The 395-nt window shown below is 43.3% G+C and carries 1 protein-coding gene; it reads left to right on the forward strand.

Translation table 11 applies throughout. From position 1 onward, the window contains the following. On the forward strand, positions 1-395 hold a 395-nt coding region (locus DWY25_RS17745), incomplete at both ends, for a hypothetical protein (RefSeq protein ID WP_187117671.1).

A 395-nucleotide genomic window follows, 5' to 3' on the forward strand; every position in this document is an offset into this window, starting at 1 on the left:
GGAGAGAATTATGAATTCTGCCCGGTCATTCAGATTATGATCGTTAACCGGCTGCCCAACATGAAGAAGCATTCTCATTTTACCCATCAGAGCCGATATTGCGTGATGGAAGATCACATCCTCATGCCGGACGAGCGCTGCCGGATTCTCTGGGTAGAGATGGATTATCTGAATGAAATGGACAAGAAATCGATTGAAGAGTGGCGGATGGCAGAAAAGATTCTATACATGACACGGTACAGTTTGGATCCGGAAAAGCAGGAAGTCATTCAGGAATTAAAAGAAAAAGAGGAGGTTATACGAATGATGGAAGAAAAGCGGATGGAGTTTTTGAGAAGTACAAGCATGGACATCGCATTAATGCGGACACGGTTTGATGAAATTGATGAACAGAA

Origin of the sequence: Holdemania filiformis (assembly GCF_003459085.1) — a bacterium.
In the GTDB taxonomy this organism is placed as follows: domain Bacteria; phylum Bacillota_I; class Bacilli_A; order Erysipelotrichales; family Erysipelotrichaceae; genus Holdemania; species Holdemania filiformis.